Consider the following 24,984-nt stretch of genomic DNA (forward strand, 5'->3'; position numbering starts at 1 on the left):
GTCGCATTGCACCGGGCTATGCTGTCGCGCAATCTGGACAGCAACGCGAATCGGAGGCACGAGTGTTCGAACTTTCAGGCAAGGTGGCCGTCATCACCGGCGGAGCGAGCGGGATCGGGCTCGGCATCGCGCGCGGCATGGTCGACGCGGGCGCCAACGTCGTGCTCGTCGGCCGCGATCGCGACAAGGGCGACGCGGCGATCGCGTCGCTGCCGGGCGGCAGCGAGCGCGGTCTGTTCGTCCCGGCGGACATCACGCGGCGCGACGCCTGCATGACCGCCATCGAGCAGGCGGAGCGGCGTTTCGGCAGGCTGGACATTCTCGTGAACAACGCCGGGATGAATATCCGCCAGCAGGGGCACGAACTGACCGCCGACGACTGGTATCGCATCATCGACACGAACCTGAGCGGCGCGCATTTCTGCGCGCAGGCCATTCATCCGGCCTTCCGGCGTGCGGGCGGCGGCAAGATCATCAACATCGGCTCGATGCTGTCGCTGTTCGGCACGACGTACGGTGCGGCCTACGCGGCCAGCAAGGGCGGGATCGTCCAACTGGGCAAGGCATGGGCCGTCGAGTGGGCGCCGGACAACATCCAGGTCAATACGCTGCTGCCCGGCTGGATCGAAACCGAGCTGATTGCCGAGGCCAAACGGCTGTTTCCGGATCTCGAACGCAGCGTCCTGGAACGCACGCCGCTGCGGCGCTGGGGCAAGCCGCAGGATCTGGCCGGCATCGCCGTCGCGCTGTGTGCGCCCGAATGCGACTTCGTGACGGGCGCCGTGATTCCCGTGGACGGCGGCTATTCGGTTCAGGGATGACGGCACCCTGAAGCGTTCGCGTCGTTTCCCGCCCGACTTTCGCATTTCCGCCATCGATGTCGGCGCTGTTCAAACGCGTGTCGCGTTTGAGACGTCGGCGCCCCTGCCTCCGGGACTACTCTCGAACAGCACGTTGCGCGTGTGCCGCATGAGCCGGCGCGCCGCGGCGCCATCCAACGAGACATGGAGACAATACGATGAGCAGCAATCGAGGTGTCGTCTATCTTGGACCGGGTCAGGTCGAAGTCCAGAAAATCGATTATCCGAAGATGGTCGATCCGAGCGGCCGTGCGATCGGCCACGGCGTGATCCTCAAAGTGGTCAGCACGAACATCTGCGGTTCCGACCAGCACATGGTGCGCGGCCGCACGACCGCGCCGGTCGGCCTCGTGCTCGGTCACGAGATCACGGGCGAGGTGGTCGAGATCGGCCGCGACGTCGAGACGCTGAAGCTCGGCGATCTCGTGTCGGTACCGTTCAACGTGGCGTGCGGCCGCTGTGCGATGTGCAAGGACACGCATACGGGCGTGTGCCTGAACGTGAACCCGTCGCGTGCGGGTGGCGCGTACGGTTACGTCGACATGGGCGGCTGGATCGGTGGCCAGGCCGAGTACGTGCTCGTGCCGTACGCGGATTTCAACCTGTTGAAATTCCCCGATCGTGATCAGGCGATGTCGAAGATCCGCGATCTGACCTGCCTGTCCGACATTCTGCCGACCGGTTATCACGGTGCGGTGAGCGCGGGCGTGAAGCCGGGCTCGACGGTCTATATCGCGGGCGCGGGCCCGGTCGGGATGGCGGCGGCCGCATCGGCGCGCTTGCTTGGCGCGGCCGTGACGATCGTCGGCGACATGAACGCGGAACGCCTTGCGCACGCACGGGCGATGGGCTTCGAGACGGTCGACCTGTCGAAGGACGCCTCGCTCGGCGAGCAGATCGAGCAGATCCTCGGCGTGCCCGAGATCGACTGCGCGGTCGACTGCGTCGGTTTCGAGGCGCACGGCCACGGTTCGTCGGGCCATTCGGAAGAAGCGCCCGCGACGGTGCTGAACTCGCTGATGGAAATCACGCGGCCGGCCGGCGCGATCGGCATCCCGGGCCTGTACGTGACGGACGATCCGGGCGCGAAAGACAAGGCCGCGCAGCACGGTAGCCTGAGCATCCGCTTCGGCCTCGGCTGGGCGAAGTCGCACTCGTTCTTCACGGGCCAGACGCCGGTGCTGAAGTACAACCGCAACCTGATGCAGGCGATCCTGTTCGACCGGCTGCCGATCGCGAAGATCGTCAACGTCGAAGTGATCTCGCTCGACCAGGCACCGGAAGGCTACAAGAAGTTCGATGGCGGCGCGCCGCGTAAATTCGTCATCGATCCGCACGGGTTGCTGGCGGCGTAACGCGACCGACCACCGCGCGGCAATCGAAGGGGCCGGGGCGTTCAAGCGCCTCGGCCCTTTGTGCGTTCGGGAGGCGCGCACTCAGTGCCCGCGATAGCGCCGGGCGAGAAGCTCGCGCGTGGACGATCGACCGGGCGACATTCGCCCGGCTCCGTTCATGGGGTGCGCTCCATCGCGGCATCGTACTGACCGCGGCAGGCCGCACCGTTCAGGCGTGCGCGCAGCAGCAGCGCATCCTGCGCGGCGCGGACGTTGGCCGCCTGTCCCTGCCACGCGGCCAGCGGCGGCTCCTGCAGCGCGCGGCCATATGAAAAGCTCAGCAGCCACGGCCGCCCGGCAACGCGATTCATCGCGTCGAGATGCGCCGTCGCTTCCTCCGGCGTCTGTCCGCCGGACAGGAAGAAGATGCCGGGCACTTCGGCCGGCACGGCGCTGCGCAGCAGGCGCACCGTCGCCTCTGCGACTTCGGCGGGGGCCGGCTGGGCGGTGTGCGTGCTGCCCGCGACGACCATGCTCGGTTTGAGCAACATGTGCGCCAGCACGACCCGGTGCCGGTGCAGCGCGTCGAACACGGCGTGCAGCACGGCGTCGGTCACCTGCGCGCAGCGGCCGATCGAATGATCGCCGTCCATCAGCACTTCCGGCTCGACGATCGGCACGACGCCGGCCTCCTGGCAGATCGCCGCATAGCGCGCCAGCGCTTCGGCGTTTGCCTGGATCGCCGCATGGCCAGGCAGCGTGGCGGATACGTTGTACACCGCGCGCCATTTCGCGAACCGTGCGCCTTGCCGCTGGTAGCCGTCGAGGCGCGCCGCAAGCCCGTCGAGCCCTTGCGTGATTTCGTCGCCGGGTGCGAGCGCAAGCGGAATTTTGCCCGCGTCGACCTTGATGCCGGGCACGATCTGCTGGCGAGCGGCGAGTTCGGGCAACGGCGTGCCATCGTCCGCACATTGCCCGAGCGTCTCTTCATACAGGATCACGCCGCTGACGAATTCACCGAGGCCCGGCGTCGACAGCAACAGCGTGCGCCATGCGCGGCGGTTCTCTTCGGTCGATTCGACCGCGATCGTCTTGAAGCGCTTCGCGATGGTCGGCCCGCTTTCGTCGGCTGCCAGCAAGCCTTTGCCGTCCTGAACGAGTGCCTGGATCGTCGCCTGGAGTGCGCTCTCGGTGCTCATGGAATTCCTCCGCTGAAACCGCCACGCGGTCGTGCCGACCGCCCGCTGTTCACTTCGTCACATCGTTACGCCGCCTTCCGATTTCATTCTTTGTCGCCCACCGGCCAGAACGCAAGGCGCGTGCCGTGCCTGATCGGCACGCGCTCGGGTGGCATCGTCCGTGCCGGGGCTGGCGTTAGACGCGCGCAGCGCGATCAGCGGGACGACGCCGAAGTCCGGCGCACCCATGCGCATGAACAGGAACGACGCGCCCCAGATGGCAGCAAGGGTCACGAGCTGTAGTGCATTCATCGACGACTCCGTTCGGTGGATCGGGCGGCCGGCCGGAACGCGATACGCGATATGCGCCGGCACGGGCGAATGACCCATTGAACGTCACGCGTGAGTCGCGACGCAAACGAGGCTTTGTGACGGGCGGTTCAGGAAAATGAATCGACGGACGCGAGTGGCCGGATTGGTCCTGCGTGCTCAGTGGCCGCGATAGAGCTGCGCGATTTGCGTACTGCCGGCGGCGGCGCGTCGCGCATGCGCGGTGTGCATGCTCACGCGGCGGATGGCGTGCGAGCGATGCGCGGCACTGCGACTGCCTTTCCAGTCCGCCACGCGAACCGTGGCGGCGGTGTGCGACCGGTCGGGGGCGCGCATGGCCGGCGCTGCTTGCGCGACTTCAGTCCGGCCGGCGGATTCGGCGACATCGGGGCGACTGTGTCGAGCGGTGGCCACCTGAGTTCCGTCAGTCGAATGAAACGGATAGACCGGTGCCGGCAAGACCGGCAGCACGGGATCGTTCGACGCGTACAGGGCGGAATGACTCGCCGTAATGCCCGAACTATCCGAACCATTCGAACCGTTCGAACCGCGACAGACCGGATCGGCCTTGCATGTCCGGTCGACCACCACATAGCCGCCGACCAGCAGCACGAGTGTCAGGATGCTCAGGATCGGCGCGCTCGATGCGCGCGGCCGATGGAATGCCGCGTTGCGAAGCGCACGTGCGATGCGCGACGACCACGTATGAAAGGAGTGCGGAGCATGCGTGTCGTTCGATTTCAGGCTGATCGGATCGAACGGCCAGTTCCACCGGCCGCAGACGGGGCAGTGCTCGAGCGCACGGAAGGCCACGAAGCCGCATTCCTTGCACTGGAAGCTGGCAGTGCGCCGGGCCTCGGCGCGCGCGTTCAGGATCGCGCGCCAGTCATCGCGCGCGCGCAGGGTGCGGTTGGGCAGGACTCGCATCGCAGGAAGCGGACGGGTGCCGTCAACGCGGCGAATGTTTGCCGGTCGTCATGATCCTTGCCGGCAAGGCAGCCGATCGGCTCGTGCCGGAATCCGGCGGAGCGTGCGTCGTCGACGGTCGTTCGCATGCGGTGCTCATGAAGTTCTCCATGACGTCGGGTGCGCGGAACACGTTCGTCCGTGGTGGCCTACCGCTTCATTTTTGGTCGCCGTCGCGTGAAACGCAAGGCGCAAGCGGGCGGCCGTGATTCGTCAGATCCGCACTATCCGTTCTGCCGCTGCCGCGCTGCGAGCGTCCCGATGGTCTGCATCGCATGCTCGACCGCCGGCGTCCACGGCCGGCCGTAATTGAGTCGAAGATAGCGGCGGAATCCGCCGGTCGCGGAAAAGAGCGGCCCCGGCGCGATGCTGACGCCGCTTTCCATCGCATCGCCGAACAGGTGCATCGTATCCACGCGCGGCGGCAGTTCGATCCACAGGAAATACCCGCCGAGCGGCGTGAACACTTCGGTGCCGGCGGGAAAATACGCGCGCACGGCCGCCAGCATCTGTGCCTGGTGCGCAGCGAGATTGCGCCGCAGCTTGCGCAGGAAGCGGTCGTACGCGCCGTCGCGCAGGTAGCTCGAAATCGCCATCTGCGCAGGCACGTCGGCCGCGGGCGCACTTGCGCCTTTTGCCTGACGAATTTGCCGCACGTAGCGTCCGGCCGCGACCCAGCCGATCCGGAACCCGGGCGCGAGGCATTTCGAGAACGAGCCGCAATGCAGGACGAGCCCGCTGTCGTCATACAGTTTGGCGGGGCGCGTGGGTGTGGTGCCGAAATGCAGCTCGCCATACACGTCGTCTTCGATCAGCGGCACGTTGCGTGCCGCGAGCAGGTCGATCAGCGCGCGCTTGCGCTCGTCGGTCAGCGTTGCGCCGGTCGGGTTGTGGAACGACGTCATGAACCAGCAGGCGCGCACCGGATGCGTGTCGAGTGCTTTCTCGAGCGCGTCGAGATCGAGGCCGGTGCGCGGGTCGACCGGTATCTCGACGGCCTTCAGGTGCAGGCGCTTGACGGCCTCCAGGACCGCATGAAACGCGGGGCGCTCGATCGCGACGATGTCGCCGGGGCGCGTCAGTGCCTGCAGGCTGAGCGTCAGCGCTTCGAGCGCGCCGGTCGTGATGACGATCTCGTCCATCGGCAACGCCGCACCCGCATTCAGGTAGCGCAGCGCGATCTGCCGACGCAGCCCGTCATGGCCGGGCGGCGCGCCGGACAGCAGGGCCGTGCGATCCATGTTGCGAGCGGCCGACGCCATCGCGCGCCACAGGCTGCTCATCGGGAACAGCGAATAGCTGGCGAAGGCCGAGCCGAGCGGAACGATGGTGTCGTATTTGAGCGAGTCCAGCAGCCGGAACAACGTATCGCCGTTGCCCGCTGGCGGGGCAGCCGGTTTGCGCGGCGGTTCATGGCCGAACCGCACGTGCTTGTCTTCGAGGTTCGCAACGAAATATCCGGACCGTGCACGCGCGACGATCAGGCCCTCGCTTTCGAGCGCGTAGTACGCGCGAAACACGGTGGACGGGCTCACGCCATATGCGCGGCACGCGGCACGCACGGTCGGGATGCGCGCACCGGGGGCCAGATCTCCACGCCGGATCGACTCGGAAATCGTCCGGGCGAGCATCGCATAACGCTTCATGCGTGCCTCAAGTCGAGCAGCTTTGTGCCGAAAAAAGAGTAGCACGGCGCGCGCTGCGCGACAGCCTCGTTATCCCGTGATCCGCTTGTTTTTCACAGGCTCTGATCCTGTTTTTCGGCGCGACTCGCTGGCATGCTTTCGTCCCTCGAGCAATCTTCGTTCCCGACATTGACCGATACGGAATTCACGCTGTCCGCCGGCTGATCCGTGGCCCGTACGCCTGGGCGTGCGAGGTCTAGTCAGCGGTGTCATGACCCTAACCGGAAACCTTCAGCGTGAAATCGAATACTCTCGTCGCGGGCCTCGTGGCCGGCGTTGCCCTCAACCTGTTCGGCGGCGCCGCGCAGGCCGCCTGCATCAGCAATCCACCGACGCAATCCAACACGACGTTCCCCGCCGCATTGACCGGCAAGCTCGTCTATCACAGCTACGTCAAGTACGGCGACGGCACGAGCCAGTTGTTCCTGTACGACTTCTCGGCCCATACGCTGACGCAACTGAGCAAGAGCACGTGGGGCATTACCGATCCGATGAACGGCGTGTTCAGTCCCGATGGCAAGTGGCTCGCATTCATGGGCATCAGCAACGGCGCATGGAACGTGTTCATGCTGCAGCTCGGCGCCGGCACGCCGCCCGTCAACCTGACCAACAGCACGGGCGCCACGCGCAACGAGGACCCGAAATTCAGCGCGGACGGCAAGACGCTCGTGTTCAAGCAGAACGGCGACGTCAAGCAGGCCACGCTGTCGTACACGAGTGCAGGCCCGGTGTTCACGTCGGTCGTGAGCCTGACGAATGCGCCGGCCGGCGCAGAATATTCGATGCCGTTCCTCGCACCGGATGCGAGCGCCGTGTACTACGCGAGCGGCACCGGCGCGAACATGGGCCTGATGAAGCGCACGCTCGCGACCGGCGCTACGGCCGTGTTCGATAATCCGGCGGGCCTGCAGACCTACTATCCGATCGTGCGTGCGGACGGCACGGTGTTCTACGCGCGCTGGAAGGACACGAGCCAGCTCGACCAGATCTACTCGAAGACCGCGGACCCGGCATCGACGCCGAATCAGTTGGCGCTCAACGACTGCATCAGCAACAACTCCGACCCCGCGCCGGTGAGCGGCACGAACTACCTGTTCTTCTCGTCGACGACGGCGGGCGGCTATCAGCTCTACGTCGGCGACGTGACGACCGGCCAGCGCTGGAGCCTGTCGCAGTTCGGCGTGAACGCCGACACGACGAAGGCCAAGCTCGGGTCGAGCTACTACGGCGGCCCGGCTGCCGCACAGCCGACGCTGCTGTCGCAGGGGCACCCGGCGGCCGCATCGGCGAGCTACAACGCATCGCTCACGCCCGACAAGGCGTTCGACGGCAACACCACGAGCACGCGCTGGGATTCGCCGGAAGGCGCGGGCGTCGATCCGCAATGGATCTCCGTGGATCTCGGTGCGACGAAGACCATCAACAGCATCGATCTCTACTGGGATGCGGGCGCGCTCGTGTACCAGATCCAGACGTCGAACGACAACGCGAACTGGACGACGATCTACTCGACGAACAACGGCGTGTCGTATGGCCACGTGACGCTGCCGAACCTGAACGGGCATGGCCGCTACGTGCGAATGGTTGGTACGAAGCGCGCAACGCAGTGGGGTTATTCGCTCGACGAAATGCAGGTGTGGGGATCGTAAGCGCAAAGAAAAAAGCGGCCATCAAGGCCGCTTTTTTTTCATGCGTCAATCGACGCGCAGCTCACGCATGCAGCACATGCGCCGGGAAGGCGGGGCCGGCACTCGCCGCACCCTGCGCAAGCGGCGCGACCTGCTTGCGGCGTTCGCGGGTCGGCGCGACGCCGAACGCGTCGCGATAGCTCTTGCTGAAATGGCACGCCGACTGGAAGCCGCACGCCATCGTGATGTGCATGATCGACATGTCGGTCTGCAGCAGCAGTTCGCGCGCGCGGCGCAGCCGCAGTGTCAGGTAGTAGTGCGTCGGCGTCATGCCGAGGTGTTCGCGGAACAGGCGCTGCAGTTGTCGCTGCGACATGTTCGCGAGCCGCGCGAGCTCCTCGCGCGACAGCGGCTCCTCGATGTTGTTCTCCATCAGCGAGATCACTTCGAACAGCGACTTGTTCGCGGAGCCGAGGCGCGCGACGAGCGGCATGCGTTGCTGCGCGCTCGTATCGCGCACGTGTTCGACGATGAACTGCTCGGCGATCTGCGTGACGCGCGCGGTGCCCACACGCGCGGCGATCAGGTTCAGCATCATGTCGAGCGGCGCGACGCCGCCCGTGCACGTGATGCGGTCGCGGTCGATCACGAACAGTTCCTTCAGGAACCGCGTATCCGGAAACTCTTCCTTCAGCGCCGACATGTTCTCCCAGTGGATCGCACACGCGTAGCCCGCGAGCAGCCCCGACTTCGCGAGCGCATAGGTGCCCGTGCACAGGCTGCCGAGCGGGATGCCTGCGCGCGCGAAGCGGCGCAGCGTCGACAGATGGGCGGGCGTGGTCGCGCGCTGCACGTCGACGCCGCCGCATACGAACACGATGTCGGGCTGCCCGACGCATTCGGCCGGGCCGGTGTCGACCGTCAGGCCATTGCTCGCGGTAACCGGGCCGCCATCCGGGCTGATGACCGACCAGCGATAGAGCGGCTGGCCGCTCAGGTAGTTCGCCATCCGAAGCACCTCGATCGCATTGGTGAACGCGATCATCGTGAAATTCGGTAACGGCATGAACGCGAAGTGGGACAGCGACGCTGTGCGGTCGGGCGACATGGGGAGCGTTCCTAGAATCTCTAATAGCTTTTCGCCCGAGGCACGGATCGGGCAGCGGTATTGTGTGAGCCAGCGCAACAAGCGTGCCATACGGCTAAACCCTAGCTCCATACGTTGTATGGCTGAAAGCCGCATGCTGCACTGCACCGAAATCGTGATGTGCTGCACCCCGACCGGGCGGCAATCGCACCGCCGGCGTGCCTGTTCATAGGTGAACTGCCGGAGGCCATTTGCTTGGTCATCCGAAAAAGCACGACCGGTCACTTGTATAAAACGGACGCGGATGGCGGAAAAGGCAAAGAACGCGTCTAAATTCATCAATCCGCCGAAAATCCGAACGACAAGAATAGAGCCGTCGGCAGCCTTGTACGGGACGAGCGGGAAACCCAGGCAGGGCGGGCCTTGAGCTTCGGTTTCAGCCCCTTATTCTTCGTCACGGACGCACTATGTCGAACACCCAGCCTTTCTTCTCGCAGCCCCTTGCCGAGCGCGACGCGCCGGTGCGCAGCGCCATCCTGAAGGAGCTCGAGCGTCAGCAGTCGCAGGTCGAGCTGATCGCGTCGGAAAACATCGTGTCGCGCGCCGTGCTCGAGGCGCAGGGCTCGGTGCTGACCAACAAGTACGCGGAAGGCTATCCCGGCAAGCGCTACTACGGTGGCTGCGAGTTCGCGGATGAAGTCGAGGCGCTGGCAATCGATCGCGTCAAGCAGATCTTCAATGCCGGCTATGCGAACGTGCAGCCGCACTCGGGTGCGCAGGCGAACGGCTCGGTGATGCTCGCGCTGGCCAAGCCGGGCGACACGGTACTCGGCATGTCGCTCGACGCCGGCGGCCACCTGACGCACGGCGCGAAGCCGGCGCTGTCGGGCAAGTGGTTCAACGCGGTCCAGTACGGCGTGAACCGCGACACGATGCTGATCGACTACGACCAGGTCGAGGCGCTCGCGCACGAGCACAAGCCGAACCTGATCATTGCCGGCTTCTCGGCCTACCCGCGTGCGCTCGACTTCGCGCGCTTCCGTGCGATCGCCGACAGCGTCGGCGCGAAGCTGATGGTCGACATGGCGCACATCGCCGGCGTGATCGCCGCGGGCCGCCACGCGAACCCGGTCGAGCATGCGCACGTCGTCACGTCGACGACCCACAAGACGCTGCGCGGCCCGCGCGGCGGCTTCGTGCTGACCAACGACGAGGACATCGCGAAGAAGATCAACTCGGCCGTGTTCCCCGGCCTGCAGGGCGGCCCGCTGATGCACGTGATCGCCGGCAAGGCCGTCGCGTTCGGCGAAGTGCTGCAGGCGGACTTCAAGACCTACATCGACAACGTCCTCGCGAACGCGCAGGCGCTGGGTGAAGTGCTGAAGGCGGGCGGCGTCGATCTCGTCACGGGCGGTACCGACAACCACCTGCTGCTGGTCGACCTGCGCCCGAAGGGCCTGAAGGGCGCGCCGGTCGAACAGGCGCTGGAGCGTGCGGGCATCACCTGCAACAAGAACGGCATTCCGTTCGACACCGAGAAGCCGACCGTCACGTCGGGCATCCGCCTCGGCACGCCGGCCGGCACGACGCGCGGCTTCGGCGTCGCGGAATTCCGCGAAGTGGGCCGCCTGATCCTGGAAGTGTTCGACGCGCTGCGCGCGAACCCGGAAGGCGACCACGCGACCGAACAGCGCGTGCGCCGCGAGATCTTCGCGTTGTGCGAACGCTTCCCGATCTATTGATCCCCCCGACCCGACAATACTGGAGCAACACATGAGCACGCTGCATCAAGACAGCATCATCATCGACGGGCTGAACATCTCGAAGTTCGAGAAGCCGGTGTTCGAAGACATGCGCAAGGGTGGCATCACCGCCGCGAACTGCACGGTGTCGGTGTGGGAGAACTTCACCAAGACCGTCGACAACATCGGCGTGATGAAGAAGAAGATCCGCGACAACAGCGAGCTGCTGACGCTGGTGCGCACGACGGAAGACATCTTCCGCGCGAAGAAGGAAGACAAGACCGGCGTGATCCTCGGCTTCCAGAACGCGCATGCGTTCGAGGACAACATCGGCTACATCGAAGCGTTCGCCGACATGGGCGTGCGCGTCGTGCAGCTCTGCTACAACACGCAGAACCTGGTCGGCACCGGCTGCTACGAGCGCGACGGCGGGCTGTCGGACTTCGGCCGCGAAGTGATCACCGAGATGAACCGCGTCGGCATCATGGTCGACCTGTCGCACGTGGGCGGCAACACGTCGTCGGAAGCGATCGCGTTCTCGAAGAAGCCGGTGTGCTATTCGCACTGCCTGCCGTCGGGGCTGAAGGAGCATCCGCGCAACAAGAGCGACGAACAGCTGAAGGAGATCGCCGATGCGGGCGGCTTCGTCGGCGTGACGATGTTCGCGCCGTTCCTCAAGCGCGGGATCGAAGCGAACATCGATGACTACATCGAGGCGATCGACTACGTCGTGAACCTGATCGGTGAAGACGCGGTCGGCATCGGCACGGATTTCACGCAGGATTTCGCGAAGGAGTTCTTCGACATGCTGACGCATGACAAGGGCCGCTATCGCCAGCTGACGAACTTCGGCAAGGTGATCAACCCGGACGGCATTCGTACGATCGGCGAATTCCCGAACCTGACGGCCGCGATGGAGCGCCACGGCTGGAAGGAGTCGCGTATCTGCAAGATCATGGGCGAGAACTGGGTGCGCGTGTTCAAGGACGTGTGGGGCGCATAAGCGCCGCGAACGCCGAACCCCCTCAGCGATTCAACATTAAAAGAAATCGGGACGTGCCCGTGCAAGCCGCACGGGCGCGCGGACGATGTCGCGCCTGCGCACTGAGCCGCGCGGCCACTTTCCTCACGGAGTCACCACGATGCAACCGCAACTGCCGATCAACGTCGATCCCGATACCGGCGTCTGGACCACCGATGCGCTGCCGATGCTGTACGTGCCGCGCCACTTCTTCACGAACAATCACGTCGCCGTCGAGGAAGCGCTCGGCGTCGAAGCGTATGCCGAGATCCTGTACAAGGCCGGCTACAAGTCCGCTTACCACTGGTGCGACAAGGAAGCGAAGCTGCATGGCCTGACCGGCATGGCCGTGTTCGAACACTACCTGAAGCGCCTGTCGCAGCGCGGCTGGGGCCTGTTCTCGATCATCGAGGCCGATCCGGCCAGCGCGCGCGCGAAGATCGAGCTGCGCCACTCGTCGTTCGTGCTCCAGCAGCCGGGCAAGGAAGGCAAGCTCTGCTACATGTTCGCGGGCTGGTTCGCCGGCGCGATGGACTGGGTCAACGACACGACGCCGGAAGGCAAGGGCGCGCCGCGAGCGCAGTCGAAGGAGGTGCAGTGCGCGGCCGAGCATCACGACCACTGCGTCTTCGAAGTGTCGCCGATCGCGCACTGACGCCTTGACGCACTGATTCACCGAAACACAACAACACCCGCAACACGAGACATTCGAACGCCAGAGGTCGCCAGCGATGCGTTATCCCCACCTGTTCAAACCCATGCAGCTGAACCAGCTGACGCTGCGCAACCGGATCGTCAGCACCGCGCATGCGGAGGTGTATGCCGAGCCGGGCGGCCTGCCGGGCGACCGCTATATCCGCTACTACGAAGAAAAGGCGAAGGGCGGCGTGGGCCTCGCGATCTGCGGCGGGTCGAGCCCGGTGTCGATCGACAGCCCGCAAGGCTGGTGGAAATCGGTGAACCTGTCGACCGACAAGATCATCGATCCGCTCACGCGCCTCGCCGACACGATGCACAAGCACGGCGCGAAGATCATGATCCAGGCGACGCACATGGGCCGCCGCTCGTCGTTCCACGGCGAGCACTGGCCGCACCTGATGTCGCCGTCGGGCGTGCGCGAACCCGTGCACCGCGGCAACGCGAAGATCATCGAGATCGAGGAAATCCGCCGCATCATCGGCGATTTCGCCGCCGCGGCGAAGCGCGTGAAGGCGGCCGGCATGGACGGCATCGAAATCTCGGCCGCCCACCAGCACCTGATCGACCAGTTCTGGAGCAAGCGGTCGAACCACCGCACCGACGAATGGGGCGGCAGCCTGGAGAACCGGCTGCGCTTCGGCATCGAGGTGCTGACGGCCGTGCGCGAGGCGGTGGGCAAGGATTTCTGCGTCGGCCTGCGCATGTGCGGCGACGAATTCCACGAGGACGGCCTCGATCACGAAGCGCTGAAGGAAATCGCGCAGGCGATGTCGGAGACGGGCCTGATCGACTACCTGAGCGTGGTCGGCTCGGGCGGCGATACGCACAACACGATCGCCAACTGCATGCCGCCGATGGCGCTGCCGCCGGAGCCGTTCGTGCACCTCGCGGCTGGCATCAAGTCGGTCGTGAAGATCCCGGTGATGCACGCACAGAGCATCCGCGATGCGGGTCAGGCCGAGCGCTTGCTCGCGACCGGCATGATCGACCTGGTCGGCATGACGCGCGCGCAGATCGCCGATCCGCACATGGTGATCAAGATCCGCGACGGCCGCGAAGATGAAATCAAGCAGTGCGTCGGCGCGAACTACTGCATCGACCGCCAGTACAACGGCCTCGACGTGCTGTGCATCCAGAACGCGGCGACGTCGCGCGAATCGACGATGCCGCACATCATCGAGAAGTCGCGCGGCCCGAAGCGCAAGGTCGTGGTGGTCGGCGCGGGCCCGGCGGGCCTCGAGGCGGCGCGCGTTGCGAAGCTGCGCGGCCACGACGTGGTGCTGTTCGAGAAGAACGCCGAAGTGGGTGGCCAGGTGATGATCGCCGCGAAGGCGCCGCAGCGCGAACAGATGTCGGGGATCATCCGCTGGTTCGACATGGAAACGAAGCGCCTGGGCGTCGACCGCCGTCTTGGCGTGGCCGCCGACGAGAAGATGATCATGGCCGAGAAGCCGGACATCGTCGTGCTCGCGACGGGCGGGTCGAGCTTCACGTGGCAGGTGCCGGGCTGGGGCGTGGCCGAGGGGCTGGCCGTCAGCTCGTGGGACATCCTGACCGGCAAGGTCGAGCCGAAGCAGAACGTGCTGCTGTTCGACGGCGTGAGCACGCATGCCGGCGCGGGCGTGGCCGACTTCATGGCGAGCCGCGGCTCGAAGGTCGAGGTCGTCACGCCCGACGTGAAGGTCGCCGACGATTGCGGCGGCACGACGTTCCCGATCTTCTATCGTCGCCTGTACGCATTCGGCGTGATCCCGACGCCGAACACGATGCTCGATCGCGTCTATGAAGAGGACGGCAAGCTGATCGCCGTGCTGCGTAACGAGTACACGGAAGAACTGGAAGAGCGCGCGGTCGACCAGGTGGTGATCGAGAACGGTTCGTCGCCGAACGACGAGCTGTACTGGAAGCTCAAGCCGGAATCGGTGAACCGCGGCCAGATCGATCCGCACACGCTGTTCGCGGCCGAGCCGCAACCGTGCCTGTCGGAAGAACTCGGCAACGGCCGTTTCCTGCTGTTCCGTGTCGGCGATTGCATCTCGATGCATAACGTCCACGGTGCGATCTACGACTCGCTGCGTCTCGTGAAGGATTTCTAAACGATGAATCCGTCCTTCCTCATTACCGCCCTGTTGTGGCTGTCGGTGGCGGGGCTCGCGTTCGCGGTCGCGAAGCGCTCGTCCTACTGGCGTTTGGGCCGGGCCACCGCGCCGGGCTCGTTCGGCGTCGCGAACCTGTTCGCGATCCCGAAGCGCTACTTCGTCGACCTGCACCATGTGGTCGCCCGTGATCCGTACATCGCGAAGACGCACGTCGCGACGGCCGGCGGCGCGATCGGCGCACTCGCGCTGGTGTTCATCAACTACGGCCTCGCGATCTACTCGCCGTGGCTCGACAAGCTGATCTTCCTCGCGGCGCTCGCGATGCTGGTCGGCGCGGTGTTCGTATGGCGCCGGCGCGCGGCGAAGGATGTGCCGGCCCGCCTGTCGCGCGGCCCGTGGAATACGCTGCCCTGGCTGCTCGGCTCGTTCGCGCTCGGCCTCGTGCTGTTCATGCTGGTGCCGACCGGTGCGATGTCGGGTGCGTTCGCGGTGCTCTGCGCCGTGCTGATCGGTGTCGGTGCGTTCACGATGACGGTCGGCGCCGCGAAGGGCGGCCCGATGAAGCATGCGATCGCAGGTCTCCTGCACCTGGCCTTCCACCCGCGCCAGGAGCGCTTCGCGGCTACTCGCGAGTCGTTCACGGGCAACGGCACGGCCACGCCGCCGACCGCCCTGAAGCTGCCGGACATCGAGCGTCAGGAGTACGGCGTCGAGAAGCCGGTCGAATTCCGCTGGAACCAGCTGCTGAGCTTCGACGCATGTGTGCAGTGCGGCAAGTGCGAAGCCGCGTGCCCCGCGTTCGCGTCGGGCCAGCCGCTGAACCCGAAGAAGCTGATCCAGGATCTCGTCGTCGGGATGGCAGGCGGCACCGATGCGGCCTACGCGGGCAGCCCGTCGCCGGGCCTCGCGGTCGGCCAGCATCGCGGCGAGCCGAACGGCCCAATCGTGTCGGGCCTGATCGAAGAGCAGACGCTGTGGTCGTGCACGACCTGCCGCGCATGCGTGCAGGAATGCCCGATGCTGATCGAGCACGTCGACGCGATCGTCGACATGCGCCGCAACCGCACGCTCGTGCACGGCACGGTGCCGGGCAAGGGCCAGGAAGTGCTCGCGAACCTGCGCGAGACGGGCACGATGGGCGGCTACGACACGGCCGCGCGCTACGACTGGTCGGTCGACCTGAGCGCGCCCGTCGCACAACCCGGCAAACCGGTCGACGTGCTGTTCGTCGCGGGTGAAGGCGCGTTCGACATGCGCTACCAGCGCACGCTGCGCGCGTTCGTCACGGTACTGAACAAGGCGGGTGTGGACTACGCGGTGCTCGGCTCGACCGAAACCGATACGGGCGACGTCGCACGCCGGCTCGGCGACGAAGCGACGTTCCAGCAGATGGCGAAGCGCCTGATCGGCACGCTCGACACGCTGTCGTACAAGCAGATCGTGACGGCCGACCCGCACGTGATGCACAGCCTGCGCAACGAATACCGTGCGCTCGGGCTGCGCGTGACGGTCAAGCACCACACGACCTACCTCGCCGAACTGGCCGACAGCGGCAAGATCGCGCCGAAGGCCGTCGAAGCGCTTCAGGACAAGCGCACCACGTATCACGACCCGTGCTACCTCGGCCGCTACAACGGCGAGACGGAAGCGCCGCGCAAGCTGCTGAAGACGATCGGCATCCAGGTCGTCGAGATGGAGCGTAACGGCATGCGCGGCCGCTGCTGCGGCGGTGGCGGCGGTGCGCCGCTGACCGACATCCCCGGCAAGCAGCGCATTCCCGACATCCGCATCGCCGACGCACGCACGATCGGCGCGGACGTGGTCGCGGTTGCCTGCCCGAACTGCACGGCGATGCTCGAAGGCGTCGTGGGCCCGCGCCCCGACGTGCTCGACGTGGCCGAACTTGTCGCCGCCTCGCTGGAGTGAATCGATGAATACGATCAAACGAATCGATCCGCGCCGGCCGTTCATCATCACGGCCGCCGGCCTGAAGCGCATCACGCTCGGCGAGGAAGGCAGCGCCGATGCGAACGCCGTGCACGGGTCCGCGCACGGTCATGGCGCAGCGGCTGCGAAGCCGCGCCGCGCGGTGCAGGATCCGAAGCACGTGATGCTGGTGGTCGCGCACAGCGAACGTGGCGCGCTCGACGATCATTCGCGGCAGGCAATCGCTGCCGCCGCGCTGCTTGCCGATGCGCAGACCGAAGTCGCACTGCTCGCGTTCGGCGAACTGAAGGACGACGTGGCCGAACTGGGCGTCGACAAGCTGCTGGAACTCGCCGGTTTCGATCGCCGTGCGTTCGACCCTGAAAGCGAACTGCAAGCGCTGCAGGCCTGCGTGGCGGCACTCGCGCCGAAACACGTGTTCGTGCCCGACAACGCGACGGGCGACGGCGATCTCGGCCGGCGTTATGCCGCGGCCGCCGGTGCGAGCGTCGCGACGCACGTCGTCGAGCTCGACGCCAGACATGTTGGCGCGTATGCGCAGGCCGGGCGCGCGTTTGCCACCCGCGCGCTGCCCGACGTGATCCTGCTCGCGCAGAACGCGGTCGACGCGAAGCTGCCGTTCGTCGGAGCGGGCGAACGTCTGGCCGCCGACTTCATCCGCCCGGCGCACGACGCCGCGCAACCGTACCGCGATCTCGGCCTCGACGAAATCGACGCGGCCCAGGTCGCGCTCGAGGAAGCCGATTTCATCGTATCGGCCGGCAACGGCGTGTCCGACATCGGCGCGTTCGAGCGGCTGGCCGGTGCGTTCGGCGCGGCGATCGGCGCGAGCCGCGTCGCGGTCGACAACGGTCACTTCACGCGCGACAAGCAGGTCGGTGCAACCGGCAAGACGGTCGAGGCGAGCGTGTACATCGCGTTCGGCATCTCGGGCGCGGTGCAGCACCTGCAGGGGATCAAGGACTGCCGCCACGTGATCGCGGTGAACCTCGACGGCAGCGCGCCGATCGCGAAGCGCGCGAATCTGACGGTGGTCGGCGATGCGCAGGGCACGATCGCGGCCTTGATCGAACAGGTGCAGGCCGCGCGCGCCGCGCGTGGCGAATCGCCGGCCGCGGTCGGCACCCGTGAACCGGAAGGAGTTGCCGCATGAACGCCCCCCGTCCCTTGCAACGCATTGCGGTGCTCGTGTCCGTCGGCCGCCATCCGGTCAGCGGCGTCGCGCGCTACAGCCGCAACGACGCGGCCGCGCTCGAAACCGGCCGCCAGCTCGCGGAACGGCATCGCGCGAAGCTCGACGTGATCCATGCGGGCGACCCCGCGAATGCGGCGCTGGCCGAATATCTCGCGCTCGGCGCACGGGAGGTCGAGGTGCTGGCCTGCCGCGACGGCGACGATGCCGTGCATGCGCTCGCCGCACGCGTCGAGGACTACGACCTCGTGCTGACCGGGACGCGCGCCGAGGGCGCGTACGACACCGGCATGCTGCCGTATCGCATCGCCGCGACGCTCGGCTATCCGCTGGTCGGCTCGGCCGTCGACGTGACGGTCGAAGGCGGTCGCGTGGCCGTCCGGCAATTTTTGCCGAAGGGGCTGCGACGGCGCGTCGATGCGGCGCTGCCGGCCGTCGTCGCCGTCCATCCGCTCGCCAATGCCGAGCCGCGCTACGCGTATGCGCGGCTGCGTGCCGGCGCGATCCGGCCCGCGCTCGCGGCGCCCGGCGCGGATGCCGATGCGGCCGCTTGGACGGTCGGTCCGATCGAGCGTAAACCCGTAAAACTGGTCGCCGCCGAGAAGCGCTCCGGGCATGCCCGGATGCTGTCCGCGACGACGACCGAAAGCCGTGGCGGCAACGTCGTAAATGAAGGGAGTTCGGTCGAAAAAGCACAAGTGATCCTCGCGTATTTGCGCGAGCATCAGCTCATCGACTACTGATTTTGATGCCTGTCGGCAAGAACCCAGGGATGCAAGGAATCCGGAGCAAACGATGAAAGTATCGGCAGACATTCGTGCATTGATCGAGCGGCGCAAGGAAGGGCACAGCCTCGACGCACCGTTCTACACGAGCGAGGACATCTTCGCGCTCGACATGGAGGCGATTTTCCGCCAGCACTGGATCCAGGTGGCGATCGAACCGGACATTCCGGAGCCGGGCGACTACGTGACCGTGGAACTGGGGAACGATTCGATCCTGATCGTGCGCGACGACGACATGGCGATCCGCGCGTTCCACAACGTGTGCCGTCACCGCGGTGCGCGCCTGTGCAACGAAGATAAGGGCTCGGTCGGCAACATCGTGTGCCCGTACCACAGCTGGACCTACAACCTGACGGGCCAGCTGATGTTCGCCGAGCACATGGGCGAGAAGTTCGATCGCTGCAAGCACAGCCTGAAGTCGGTGCACGTCGAGAACCTCGCGGGCCTGATCTTCATCTGCCTCGCCGACGAGCCGCCCGCCGACTTCGCGCAGCTGCGCGCCGAGATGGAGCCGTACCTGCTGCCGCACGATCTGCCGAACACGAAGATCGCCGCGCAGATCGACATCATCGAGGAAGGCAACTGGAAGCTCACGATGGAGAACAACCGCGAGTGCTATCACTGCGTCGCGAACCATCCGGAGCTCACCATCTCGCTGTACGAATACGGCTTCGGCTACCAGCGTTCCGACGCCAACGCGGAAGGCATGGATGCATTCGCCGAAACGTGCGTGCGGCGCGGGAAGGAGTGGGCCGAAATGGGCCTGCCGTCCGAAGAGATCGAGAAGCTGCTCGACGTGACGGGCTTCCGCACGCAGCGCCTGCCGCTCGATCGTCACGGCGAATCGCAGACGCTCGATGCGAAGGTCGCGTCGAAGAAGCTGCTCGGCGGCTTCGACAAGGCGGACCTCGGCGGCCTGTCGTTCTGGACGCAACCGAACTCGTGGCATCACTTCATGAGCGATCACATCGTGACGTTCTCGGTGATCCCGCTGTCGGCCGGCAAGACGCTCGTGCGCACGAAGTGGCTCGTGCACAAGGACGCGAAGGAAGGCATCGATTACGACGTGAAGAACCTCACGGCCGTCTGGAACGCGACCAACGACCAGGATCGCGCGCTCGTCGAATTCTCGCAGCGCGGCGCGACCAGCAGCGCGTACGAGCCGGGCCCGTACTCGCCGTTCACGGAAGGTCTCGTCGAAAAATTCTCGGCCTGGTACATCGGCCGACTCGCCGAAAAAACCGGCGAATAGCACCCAGCAGCGTAAAGCGGAGTCAGACATGATGCGAGATGCGGCCAACTTCGAGCCGACGGACAGCCGGGTGACGCGCCCGGCGTTCTGGAATGGCCTTCCCGAGCGCTGGACGAGCGACGTCGAGGAAACGCTGGTGTGCTGCCACGTGCGGCAGGAAACGCACGACGTGAAGAGTTTCTTCTTCCGTTCGCCGCAGGGCCGCTCGTTCTCGTTCGAGCCCGGGCAGTTCCTCACGCTCGAGCTCGACATCGACGGCGAAACGATCAACCGCTGCTACACGATCTCGTCGTCGCCGGCGCGGCCGCACACGGTGTCGATCACCGTGAAGCGCGTGCCGGGCGGCAAGGTGTCGAACTGGCTGCACGACAACCTGCAGCCGGGTGCACCGGTGCGCGTGCTCGGCCCGGCCGGCGAATTCACGTGCGCACGGCATCCGGCGCGCAAGTACCTGTTCCTGTCGGCGGGCTCGGGCGTCACGCCGCTGATGTCGATGAGCCGCGCACACCATGATCTCGCCGAGGATCGCGACATCCTGTTCGTGCACAGCGCGCGCACGCCGGACGACATCATCTTCGCGCGCGAGCTCGACCTGATCGCGTCGAACCACACAAACTTCCGCACGTCGTTCGTCGTCGAGCGCGTCGGTGCGCGCACCAACTGGCCGGGCGTCACGGGCTTCCTGACGCTGCCGCTGCTGAAGCTGATCGCACCGGATTTCATGGAGCGCGAAATCTTCACGTGCGGCCCCGCGCCGTACATGAAGGCCGTGCGCGACCTGCTCGACGAAGCCGGCTTCGAGCGCAAGCAGTATCACGAGGAGAGCTTCTCGTTCGAGACGCTCGCGCAAACCGCAAGCGACGAGCTGCTCGCCGATCTCGCCCCGCCGGCCGAAGGCGCCGACACCGACACGAAGCAGTACACGGTCAGCTTTGCAAAGAGCAATCGCGAGATTTCGTGCGGCTCGGAGCAGCACGTGCTGGATGCGGCGCGCCAGTCGGGCGTGCGGCTGCCGGCCTCGTGCACGCAGGGCATGTGCGGCACCTGCAAGGTGAAGCTCGTGTCGGGGCAGGTGGAAATGAAGCACAACGGCGGTATCCGCCAGCGCGAGATCGATCAGGGGATGGTGCTGCTGTGCTGCAGCAAGCCGCTGTCGGATCTCGTGATCGACAAGTAGTCGCAACACGCCATCGGCGGTCCGGACGCGTCGCGCCCGGACAAGCATCCGTCGGAAAACAACGATACCGCGGATTTGTGGTTGAAGAACCTAGAGAGACAACGCGCGCAGGCGCACATCAAGGAGATCGACCATGAAGCTGTTCGGAAAACTGCTGTGGACCGGCGCACTGTCGGCAATGGTGGCGCTGAGCGCGTCGGCACTCGCCGATACGAAGCCCACGTTGAAGATCGGCTACGTCGAAGGCTGGGACGACAGCGTGGCGACGTCGAACGTCGCAGCGCGCGTGATCGAGAAGAAGCTCGGTTACCAGGTTCAGCTTGTGCCTGTCGCCGCCGGGATCATGTGGCAAGGTGTTGCGCGCGGCGATCTCGACGCCACGCTGTCGGCATGGCTGCCGGTCACGCACGGCTCGTACTGGGGTGAATACAAGACGAAGGTCGTCGATCTCGGCGCGAACTTTCCCGACGCGAAGATCGGCCTGATCGTCCCCGATTACGTGAAGGCGAAGAGCATCGACGATCTGAACGCGGAAAAGAGTGACTTCAGCGGCCGCATCGTCGGCATCGACGCGGGCGCGGGGGTGATGCGCAAGACCGACGATGCGATCAAGAGCTACGGCCTGAACTACACGCTGATGCCGAGTTCGGGCGGTGCGATGACGGCCGAGCTGGCGCGCTCCGTCGGTTCGAACAAGCCGGTGATCGTGACCGGCTGGGCGCCGCACTGGATGTTCGCGAAGTGGAAGCTGCGCTTCCTCGAGGATCCGAAGAAGGTGTTCGGCGGCGCGGAACATGTCGACAGCGTCGTGAATCCGGGGCTCGAAACGAAGGCGAAGCCGGTGGTCGCCTTCCTGAAGAAATTCCAGTGGAAGCCGGGTGAAATCGACAGCGTGATGCTGGCGATCCAGAACGGCTCGAAGCCCGATGCGGCCGCCGATGCGTGGATCGCCGCGCACGCGGATCGCGTGAATGCGTGGACGGAAGGCGCGCAGTAAGCCGGCGATGAATCGCCTCGATAAATAGATAAAGAGACAGTCCGGGAAGGGTCGGTAGTAATGCGAAATAATCGTACTGCGACACGGCTTTATCCCGGAATTATTTTTTTGATTCTGCAAAAAAGTGCGTAAGTTGTTACACTAGCGCCCTTGTGCGGAGTCATCACAGGAGGAATTGGATGAGTCAGGCAGGACTGCGTGCGAACCGCACCAGTGATGTTGAGGCAACCATCTCACATGATTCGACGGGCCACACGCTGCATCGTGGCCTGACTTGGAAAGACGCTTTTTGGGTGACGAGCGGCGTGCCGGCTGGCGTGCTGTTCACGATCGGCGGCGTATGCGCGACGATCGGCCAGCCCGCGTGGGCGATCTGGATCGCCGCGATCACGATGGGGCTGGTTCAAAGCGCGACTTATGCGGAAATATCGGGGCTATTTCCCCATAAATCGGGCGGCGCGTCCGTGTACGGCGCGATCGGCTGGGTCCGTTACAGCAAGCTGATCGCCCCGGTTTCCGTGTGGTGCAACTGGCTCGCGTGGTCGCCGATGCTCGCGCTCGGCTGCGGCCTTGCGGCGAGCTATGCGCTCACGAGTCTCTTTCCCGCCGACGCGGCGGTGCTGCACTGGCAGCTCAAGGTTGCGGATCTCGGGTTCATCAAGCCGGGTCTGTCCCTGCGGATCAATGCGACGTTCATCATCGCGACGATCCTGCTTCTCATTACGTTCAAGCTTCAGCACAGCGGTGCATCGAAGGCTGCGCGTACGCAGCGCATTCTCGGCATCGCGTCGCTCACGCCGCTGTTGATCGTCGGCATCGTGCCGTTCATCACGGGCGACGTGCCGATGTCGAACCTGCTCCCGCTGCTGCCGCTCGGTCACGACGCGCACGGCAATCTCACGGCCGCGACGTTCGGCTCGTGGAACGGGCAGGGCGTCACGATGGCGCTCGGCGCGATGTTCATGGCCGGCTGGGCGTCGTACGGCTTCGAGACGGCTGTCTGCTACACGCGTGAATTCCGCGATCCGCGTCGCGATACCGCCAAGGCGATCTTCTGGTCGGGCGCACTGTGTCTCGTCGTGATGACGCTCGTGCCGTTGGCGTTCCAGGGCGCGCTCGGCACGCAGGCGATGCTCGATCCGTCGATCGGCGACGGTACCGGCGTTGCAGCTGCGATGGCGAAGATCGTCGGCGGCGGCGCATGGGTCGCAAATGCGGTCGTCGTGATGCTGATGCTGTCGATCCTGCTGATCGTGATGACGTCGATGATGGGCTCGTCGCGCACGCTGTATCAGGCATCGGTCGACGGCTGGCTGCCCAAGTACCTGTCGCACGTGAACGAGCACGGCTCGCCCACGCGCGCGATGTGGACCGATCTCGGCTTCAACCTCGTGTTGCTGATGATGTCGGATTACATGACGGTGCTGTCGATCTCGAACGTCTGCTACATGCTGTTCGTATTCCTGAATCTTCAGTCGGGCTGGATCCACCGGATGGATCGCGGCAACTGGGATCGGCCGTTCCGCTGCCCGACGTGGCTGCTCGTCGGCGGTTCCATCTGCGGCTACGCGAACCTGGTGTATGTCGGTGCAGGTGCGAACCTGCAGGGCGACGGCACGCTGCGTAACGGGCTGATCGCGATGCTGCTGATCGTGCCGGTGTTCCTGTTCCGCCACTACTGGCAGGATCGGGGCCGTTTCCCCGCGCAGATGCAGCGCGACATGGAACTCGAAGTGCCGAAGCGCGCGATGTGGCTGAACCTGATGCCTTACGTTGCGCTGGTTGGCGCGGGGCTGACGATCTGGTTGTCGTATTACTTTGCTTGGGTGAAATGAACGTGTAGTGCGCAAGGCGACTCTCGGGCCGGACGCGGAAACCGCACACGGGTCTGGCACGGGAGGCGCAAAGCGCGCTACATGCGACGCACGATTGTTGCCCGGCGCCTCCGAGGCTTAGCCCTGAGCGCCGGCGAGCGGCAGCCCCGTTGCCGGATCGAGATGCTTCGCTTTCGCCATATCGTTGATCGTCTCGTCGGAAGGCTTTTGCGGAGGCGTGGCGGCATCCTGCTCCTTCTGCCATTGGAAGGTGCCGTCCCAGGGCGGAAGTTTGGCCGGCGGTAGAGGGACGATCTTGTTGATATCGGGAACCTTCGGGTTGCGGCCGTCGTTGCCGTCGATAAATTTGCCGATCAATTCATAGCGTCGTGTGCGTTCGACATCATTGGGCAGGGCCAGGTAATACAGGACCTCGGATTTAGGTGGTCCTTGGAACGCATGTTCGAGCATGAACGCACTTTGCGTGTCTCCCGACTCGGCGCCCTTCTGGAAGACCTTGAGTGCTTCCTGATAAAAGCCGTCGGTCATCAAGTCCGCGCCAAGCATGTTGGCTGCTTTGCCATTACCTTGAGCCGTAGCGCACTCCCGCATCTGCTTTGCAATGGCCGGTGCATTGTCTCGCGGGGCGAGTAGCTCCCCGATGTAGTACTGCGCATCGGAGTTGCCCAGATCGGCGGCTTTTCGAAAGTAACGCAACGACATCTCGTCGTCTTGCTTCAGGCCGTATCCGGTCTCGAGATAGTGGCCGATGTCGTAATAGCCGGCAGGTATGCCTTGCTCGACCAGTTGTGAGGCGAGATCAACCGCTTCTTTCGCCGGGTCGGGAGAATGGGCCAGTCCTTGCGAAATCAGGAGTTGAGCGTTGTCGTTCGCCTTGTAGTGTCCATACGCGGCGGATATCCGATAGTAGCGAGCGATATCGTCGAAGTCTTTCGGCCCGATCCGCTTCTGCAGGTATCGAGCGTACTGAAACAACCTGTCTGCCTTGGGATCGAGTGAAGGGAGATGGTCGGCTTCGTGTGCGCAGGTAAATGCGAGATCGGTGTGCACGCTGTTGAGGTCGGGAAGCGTAGTCGACTGAGGCGCCGGGTTTTCCTTTTTCGTACACGCACCCATGAGAAGGGCGAATGAAATGCACAGGACGAGTCTGTTCATCGGTCAATCGTCGTA

20 protein-coding genes are annotated in these 24,984 nt (G+C 65.3%); 14 read left to right on the forward strand and 6 right to left on the reverse strand.

Annotated elements, in window-relative coordinates; all coding sequences use genetic code 11:
* Nucleotides 1-62 precede the first annotated feature (62 nt).
* Nucleotides 63-821: an SDR family NAD(P)-dependent oxidoreductase gene (locus BCEP18194_RS25605; protein WP_011354172.1), complete on the forward strand. Its 759-nt coding sequence runs from the start codon at nt 63-65 to the stop codon at nt 819-821.
* Between the two features lie 197 nt (nt 822-1,018).
* Nucleotides 1,019-2,215, forward strand: a complete 1,197-nt coding sequence (fdhA, locus tag BCEP18194_RS25610; RefSeq protein ID WP_011354173.1) for a formaldehyde dehydrogenase, glutathione-independent — start codon at nt 1,019-1,021, stop codon at nt 2,213-2,215.
* Nucleotides 2,216-2,370: 155 nt separating this feature from the next.
* On the opposite strand, the gene BCEP18194_RS25615 is transcribed toward fdhA, so the two are convergent.
* The 4 genes from BCEP18194_RS25615 to BCEP18194_RS25635 form a co-directional block, all read right to left on the reverse strand.
* Nucleotides 2,371-3,393 (reverse strand): class I fructose-bisphosphate aldolase, encoded by a 1,023-nt coding sequence (locus tag BCEP18194_RS25615; protein ID WP_011354174.1) that lies wholly within the window; start codon nt 3,391-3,393, stop codon nt 2,371-2,373.
* 57 nt (nt 3,394-3,450) lie between these two features.
* Entirely contained in the window at nt 3,451-3,684 is a 234-nt protein-coding gene (locus BCEP18194_RS42470) for a hypothetical protein (RefSeq protein ID WP_011354175.1), read from the reverse strand.
* A gap of 177 nt (nt 3,685-3,861) precedes the next feature.
* Nucleotides 3,862-4,629 carry a hypothetical protein gene (locus BCEP18194_RS41325; RefSeq protein ID WP_011354176.1) on the reverse strand — a complete coding sequence of 256 codons (768 nt, stop codon included), beginning with the start codon at nt 4,627-4,629 and terminating at the stop codon, nt 3,862-3,864.
* A 263-nt stretch (nt 4,630-4,892) separates the two neighbouring features.
* Nucleotides 4,893-6,314 carry a PLP-dependent aminotransferase family protein gene (locus BCEP18194_RS25635; protein WP_011354177.1) on the reverse strand — a complete coding sequence of 474 codons (1,422 nt, stop codon included), beginning with the start codon at nt 6,312-6,314 and terminating at the stop codon, nt 4,893-4,895.
* A gap of 275 nt (nt 6,315-6,589) precedes the next feature.
* On the opposite strand from BCEP18194_RS25635, the gene BCEP18194_RS25640 reads away from it, so the two are divergent.
* Nucleotides 6,590-8,002: a discoidin domain-containing protein gene (locus tag BCEP18194_RS25640; protein WP_011354178.1), complete on the forward strand. Its 1,413-nt coding sequence runs from the start codon at nt 6,590-6,592 to the stop codon at nt 8,000-8,002.
* A 61-nt stretch (nt 8,003-8,063) separates the two neighbouring features.
* Here the strand turns inward: BCEP18194_RS25640 and BCEP18194_RS25645 are convergent, their stop codons facing one another.
* Nucleotides 8,064-9,179 carry a GlxA family transcriptional regulator gene (locus BCEP18194_RS25645; protein WP_011354179.1) on the reverse strand — a complete coding sequence of 372 codons (1,116 nt, stop codon included), beginning with the start codon at nt 9,177-9,179 and terminating at the stop codon, nt 8,064-8,066.
* 356 nt (nt 9,180-9,535) lie between these two features.
* Here BCEP18194_RS25645 and BCEP18194_RS25650 point away from each other — a divergent pair, with 356 nt between their 5' ends.
* The 11 genes from BCEP18194_RS25650 to BCEP18194_RS25700 all read left to right on the forward strand — a co-directional run bounded on the left by BCEP18194_RS25650 (nt 9,536) and on the right by BCEP18194_RS25700 (nt 23,814).
* Nucleotides 9,536-10,810, forward strand: a complete 1,275-nt coding sequence (locus BCEP18194_RS25650; protein WP_011354180.1) for a serine hydroxymethyltransferase — start codon at nt 9,536-9,538, stop codon at nt 10,808-10,810.
* A 31-nt stretch (nt 10,811-10,841) separates the two neighbouring features.
* Complete coding sequence (locus tag BCEP18194_RS25655) at nt 10,842-11,813, forward strand: dipeptidase (RefSeq protein ID WP_011354181.1); 972 nt, start codon at nt 10,842-10,844, stop codon at nt 11,811-11,813.
* Nucleotides 11,814-11,952: 139 nt separating this feature from the next.
* Nucleotides 11,953-12,486, forward strand: a complete 534-nt coding sequence (locus BCEP18194_RS25660) for a DUF5943 domain-containing protein (RefSeq protein ID WP_006488993.1) — start codon at nt 11,953-11,955, stop codon at nt 12,484-12,486.
* Between the two features lie 76 nt (nt 12,487-12,562).
* Complete coding sequence (locus BCEP18194_RS25665) at nt 12,563-14,626, forward strand: NADH:flavin oxidoreductase (RefSeq protein WP_011354182.1); 2,064 nt, start codon at nt 12,563-12,565, stop codon at nt 14,624-14,626.
* 3 nt (nt 14,627-14,629) lie between these two features.
* A complete protein-coding gene (locus BCEP18194_RS25670) occupies nt 14,630-16,555 on the forward strand; it encodes a (Fe-S)-binding protein (protein ID WP_011354183.1) in 1,926 nt (641 codons plus the stop codon).
* A 4-nt stretch (nt 16,556-16,559) separates the two neighbouring features.
* On the forward strand, nt 16,560-17,729 hold the full coding sequence (locus BCEP18194_RS25675) for an electron transfer flavoprotein subunit alpha/FixB family protein (protein ID WP_011354184.1): 1,170 nt from the start codon (nt 16,560-16,562) through the stop codon (nt 17,727-17,729).
* Nucleotides 17,726-18,511 (forward strand): electron transfer flavoprotein subunit beta/FixA family protein, encoded by a 786-nt coding sequence (locus BCEP18194_RS25680; RefSeq protein WP_011354185.1) that lies wholly within the window; start codon nt 17,726-17,728, stop codon nt 18,509-18,511. The genes BCEP18194_RS25675 and BCEP18194_RS25680 overlap by 4 nt, the downstream gene beginning before the upstream one ends.
* A gap of 52 nt (nt 18,512-18,563) precedes the next feature.
* The gene (locus tag BCEP18194_RS25685) at nt 18,564-19,805 is read left to right on the forward strand and encodes an aromatic ring-hydroxylating oxygenase subunit alpha (RefSeq protein ID WP_011354186.1); all 1,242 of its coding nucleotides are present in this window, start codon (nt 18,564-18,566) and stop codon (nt 19,803-19,805) included.
* Between the two features lie 28 nt (nt 19,806-19,833).
* Complete coding sequence (locus tag BCEP18194_RS25690; protein WP_011354187.1) at nt 19,834-20,982, forward strand: hybrid-cluster NAD(P)-dependent oxidoreductase; 1,149 nt, start codon at nt 19,834-19,836, stop codon at nt 20,980-20,982.
* Nucleotides 20,983-21,115: 133 nt separating this feature from the next.
* Nucleotides 21,116-21,979 (forward strand): glycine betaine ABC transporter substrate-binding protein, encoded by an 864-nt coding sequence (locus BCEP18194_RS25695; RefSeq protein WP_011354188.1) that lies wholly within the window; start codon nt 21,116-21,118, stop codon nt 21,977-21,979.
* A gap of 179 nt (nt 21,980-22,158) precedes the next feature.
* On the forward strand, nt 22,159-23,814 hold the full coding sequence (locus tag BCEP18194_RS25700) for an APC family permease (RefSeq protein WP_011354189.1): 1,656 nt from the start codon (nt 22,159-22,161) through the stop codon (nt 23,812-23,814).
* A 117-nt stretch (nt 23,815-23,931) separates the two neighbouring features.
* Here BCEP18194_RS25700 and BCEP18194_RS25705 read toward each other — a convergent pair whose 3' ends face one another.
* Complete coding sequence (locus BCEP18194_RS25705) at nt 23,932-24,969, reverse strand: SEL1-like repeat protein (protein WP_011354190.1); 1,038 nt, start codon at nt 24,967-24,969, stop codon at nt 23,932-23,934.
* Nucleotides 24,970-24,984 lie beyond the last annotated feature (15 nt).

Source organism: Burkholderia lata (assembly GCF_000012945.1).
Taxonomy (GTDB): Bacteria; Pseudomonadota; Gammaproteobacteria; order Burkholderiales; family Burkholderiaceae; genus Burkholderia; species Burkholderia lata.

What these genes read in the sequence shown, in the direction of transcription:
- BCEP18194_RS25660 (WP_006488993.1), top strand. Translation starts at nt 11,953, where the DNA reads ATGCAACCGCAACTGCCGATCAACGTCGATCCCGATACCGGCGTCTGG.
- BCEP18194_RS25615 (WP_011354174.1), bottom strand. Translation starts at nt 3,393, where the DNA reads ATGAGCACCGAGAGCGCACTCCAGGCGACGATCCAGGCACTCGTTCAG.
- BCEP18194_RS25705 (WP_011354190.1), bottom strand. Translation starts at nt 24,969, where the DNA reads ATGAACAGACTCGTCCTGTGCATTTCATTCGCCCTTCTCATGGGTGCG.
- BCEP18194_RS25695 (WP_011354188.1), top strand. Translation starts at nt 21,116, where the DNA reads ATGAAGCTGTTCGGAAAACTGCTGTGGACCGGCGCACTGTCGGCAATG.
- BCEP18194_RS25670 (WP_011354183.1), top strand. Translation starts at nt 14,630, where the DNA reads ATGAATCCGTCCTTCCTCATTACCGCCCTGTTGTGGCTGTCGGTGGCG.
- BCEP18194_RS41325 (WP_011354176.1), bottom strand. Translation starts at nt 4,629, where the DNA reads ATGCGAGTCCTGCCCAACCGCACCCTGCGCGCGCGCGATGACTGGCGC.
- BCEP18194_RS25690 (WP_011354187.1), top strand. Translation starts at nt 19,834, where the DNA reads ATGATGCGAGATGCGGCCAACTTCGAGCCGACGGACAGCCGGGTGACG.
- BCEP18194_RS25645 (WP_011354179.1), bottom strand. Translation starts at nt 9,179, where the DNA reads ATGGCACGCTTGTTGCGCTGGCTCACACAATACCGCTGCCCGATCCGT.
- BCEP18194_RS25685 (WP_011354186.1), top strand. Translation starts at nt 18,564, where the DNA reads ATGAAAGTATCGGCAGACATTCGTGCATTGATCGAGCGGCGCAAGGAA.
- BCEP18194_RS25655 (WP_011354181.1), top strand. Translation starts at nt 10,842, where the DNA reads ATGAGCACGCTGCATCAAGACAGCATCATCATCGACGGGCTGAACATC.
- BCEP18194_RS25680 (WP_011354185.1), top strand. Translation starts at nt 17,726, where the DNA reads ATGAACGCCCCCCGTCCCTTGCAACGCATTGCGGTGCTCGTGTCCGTC.
- BCEP18194_RS25665 (WP_011354182.1), top strand. Translation starts at nt 12,563, where the DNA reads ATGCGTTATCCCCACCTGTTCAAACCCATGCAGCTGAACCAGCTGACG.
- BCEP18194_RS25675 (WP_011354184.1), top strand. Translation starts at nt 16,560, where the DNA reads ATGAATACGATCAAACGAATCGATCCGCGCCGGCCGTTCATCATCACG.
- BCEP18194_RS25635 (WP_011354177.1), bottom strand. Translation starts at nt 6,314, where the DNA reads ATGAAGCGTTATGCGATGCTCGCCCGGACGATTTCCGAGTCGATCCGG.
- BCEP18194_RS42470 (WP_011354175.1), bottom strand. Translation starts at nt 3,684, where the DNA reads ATGAATGCACTACAGCTCGTGACCCTTGCTGCCATCTGGGGCGCGTCG.
- BCEP18194_RS25650 (WP_011354180.1), top strand. Translation starts at nt 9,536, where the DNA reads ATGTCGAACACCCAGCCTTTCTTCTCGCAGCCCCTTGCCGAGCGCGAC.
- BCEP18194_RS25700 (WP_011354189.1), top strand. Translation starts at nt 22,159, where the DNA reads ATGAGTCAGGCAGGACTGCGTGCGAACCGCACCAGTGATGTTGAGGCA.
- fdhA (WP_011354173.1), top strand. Translation starts at nt 1,019, where the DNA reads ATGAGCAGCAATCGAGGTGTCGTCTATCTTGGACCGGGTCAGGTCGAA.